The 600-nt window shown below is 34.8% G+C and carries 1 protein-coding gene; it reads left to right on the top strand.

All coding sequences use genetic code 11. From position 1 onward, the window contains the following. On the top strand, positions 1-527 hold a 527-nt coding region (locus ACTQ3V_RS15695), incomplete at its 5' end, for an aminoglycoside 6-adenylyltransferase (RefSeq protein ID WP_441468304.1). Positions 528-600: the final 73 nt, after the last annotated feature.

The raw sequence follows: 600 nt of genomic DNA on the forward strand, positions 1-600 counted from the left end.
CATGGGATAAACTGGTAAAGTTACTGTTGGATAAAGACAACCGTATCGTAAAGCCGCCAATACCAACGGATATAGACTACCACTTGCAGAAGCCTACTCAAAGAATGTTTGACGATTGCTGTAATGAATTTTGGAATACTACAACATATGTAGTAAAGGGCTTATGCCGCAAAGAAATTCTTTTTGCTATTGACCATATGAATGATATAGTACGAAAAGAATTGCTTCGCATGATTTCCTGGCTGATTGGTATCAAACAGGGATTTCATTTCAGTTTGGGAAAAAACTATAAATTTATGAAGCAATATGTCCCAGAGGAATTGTGGGAACGACTTATGTCCACTTATAATATGGATTCCTATCCCCATATGTGGGAATCCTTTGAACAATGTATGGCATTGTTCCGGGAGGTTTCGTCAGAAGTGGCATGCCAGTTGGATTACCAGTATCCACTATATGATGAAAAAATCAGTAATTATGTGATTCGGCAAAAGAAAAAATATGGCATTGAAGATGATAACAAATAAAATTTTTTCAATCGAAAAAATTTATTTTGATTATTCAATTTTGAAAAACTGAATACCTCAAAATCAGAAAGAG

The sequence above is a fragment of the Candidatus Agathobaculum pullicola genome, assembly GCF_052117205.1.
GTDB lineage: Bacteria > Bacillota > Clostridia > Oscillospirales > Butyricicoccaceae > Agathobaculum > Agathobaculum pullicola.